We start from the raw sequence: 2208 nt of genomic DNA on the forward strand, positions 1-2208 counted from the left end.
TCTACATTCTGACTATTTATTTCTTCCATATATTATATATCGGAATTTTTATGGTTTTACTTTAGCATTTTTTTGTAATAAGTTATGGAAGATACTATAAGTGGCTAAACACATCCGAAGTTCTTAATACCAGCAGGAACAGAGGCAGGGTAAGCTTAAGCTTCCCATTCTTCCTCCTCTCTCAACATTTTCTTAAAGAGAATTGCCCTTTCTGTGGGTTCACCAAGTTCTCTCCATAAAACCTCTGCCTTTATGGAATAAAATTCACCAATACATCTTAATACCGTTAAATCCCCTCTCAATATGTCCTCTCTTACCTTCTCTAAAAACTTATAGAATAACTCCCTATCCTCAAAAACATCATAAGTATCTATGTAAAAATTTAGCTCAAGAATTATCCTCTCTCCTTTTTTACTTACAAATATCCAGCCACCTTTGCCATAACCACTACACATTTTAAGCCTTTTATATAGTTCTTCATCATACTCATAACCAAACTTTATTTCGTCATTACCACTAAACTCATAACTTTTTATCTCTATATCAAAAAGCTTCTCCATAAACTCTTCCTCTAAATCCTTCAAAAATGGATACCAGGACTCATGCGAGAATCCATATTCTCCCACACCTATTGTTTCTTCTTCCCCGTATCCTTGTTTCCTTGTCTCTTTCAACCATAGTCTTTCCGCTTTTTTTATCTCTTGATTACTAAGTTTTCTTGAAGATATAAAAACATAGTCAGCCGCACTATGGTTTGCACAAAAACCTTCCGCTGTACTTATAATCTTCATTGTTACACCTCACACATTGGGAGTCTATTGACCTTTCTTGTTTTCTCCCTTAATCTTCTAAATTGGCATAAATGCCATATCTCTTTAAAACTACCTTCCGTGAATTTACCCAATGGAGTCCTTATGAATGAACAAGGTAGAATATAACCTTCTGGTGTTATTGAACATATTGTTGAAGATTGTTGACAGCCGAATATTCCCCATTTTAAGAGCTTATCATCAGGGATATCCTTCATCAATTCCATAAGAGAGCAATCAATGTGAATATCAAGTATCTCCTCCCATTCTTCCAATATCTCTTTTAATCTCTCACAATCCTCTTTTTTGAGCCTATTTGTTTTGAACCATAAATTTTTATTCCTTTTGGGACGAAGAATTACTACCCTCTTTACCCCAAGTTGGACAAGAAATTTAAAGGTCTTTTGAAGTATCAGAAGGCTTTCCTTTGCAACCAGAATATTTACACCAAAATTTATCTTAAGGTTAGAAAGGATATTTATCGCCTCCACAGCCATCCCAAATGCATGGCTGTCTCTTCCTATATTTGTCAATGGCGAAAAGCCATTTAGACTAACATTTATCTGCTGCACAAGCCCCTTTAGTCTCCCTATATTTTCTTTCATCCCAAAGCCATTTGTCGTAATATTGCAGACTATCTTCCCTTTACAATATTCAATAATTTCAAAGATATCTGGTCGTAAAAATGGCTCACCTCCTCCTATGGCTAATTGAAATACACCCAAAGAACAAAGCTCGTCTATTAACCTGAAGAGCTCATCCTTTGGCATCTCCTTCTCATCAACACGATAACAGCAGGGGCAGTTAAAATTACAATTTGAGGTTACACCAAGATGAACAACATAGGGATATCCACCCTCTTTTTCATCTTTCTTGTATCTGTTCAGTGTTTCAATAAGGATGCCTTTTGCAAAGAGCGTTTTTACAATATTTAATGCCTCTTTATTAGAGATAGTTTCAACATCAATTGGCGTTCTAAACAATTTTACAAACTTATATGCTTCTTTATCAAGCTCTATTGTAACACCATTATTTTTGTTAAAGATTACCCCTCCGAAAGACTCTTTTCTAACAATTACATCATTACTTAACCCAAGAATCACATCTTCTCTCCATCTATGTTAGCTAACGATATGTTGTATGATAATATTCTTTTCATCTTTTAAGTATTGAGCAGGGGTTTTATCTCCCAAACTCCTAAACCTTTTATATTATAGTGATCAACAAACTCTAATAGCTTACTATTTATTATACTCTCAAATTATATTTTGTCAAGTCATTTTCGCCACTAAATTTGAAAATTGGCCCTAATACTAAATCTAAGGCCCAATTTTTCGGCACTACATATTTTGCACTTGACAAAAAATTACCTAATATTCTCTATTTTACTTAAAAAATC

General features: G+C 34.1%; 2 protein-coding genes. Both read right to left on the reverse strand.

Going from position 1 to position 2208, the window contains the following annotated elements; genetic code table 11:
- Positions 1–155: 155 nt before the first annotated feature.
- A complete protein-coding gene (locus AB1397_05535) occupies positions 156–791 on the reverse strand; it encodes a hypothetical protein (GenBank protein ID MEW6482447.1) in 636 nt (211 codons plus the stop codon).
- Positions 792–793: 2 nt separating this feature from the next.
- Positions 794–1912, reverse strand: coding sequence for a radical SAM protein (locus AB1397_05540; protein MEW6482448.1), 1119 nt, complete (start codon positions 1910–1912; stop codon positions 794–796).
- Positions 1913–2208 lie beyond the last annotated feature (296 nt).

The organism is bacterium (assembly GCA_040756715.1).
GTDB lineage: Bacteria > UBA9089 > UBA9088 > UBA9088 > UBA9088 > JBFLYE01.

Excerpts from the sequence above, each read along its gene's own strand:
- AB1397_05535 (MEW6482447.1), bottom strand. The coding sequence starts at position 791 with ATGAAGATTATAAGTACAGCGGAAGGTTTTTGTGCAAACCATAGTGCG.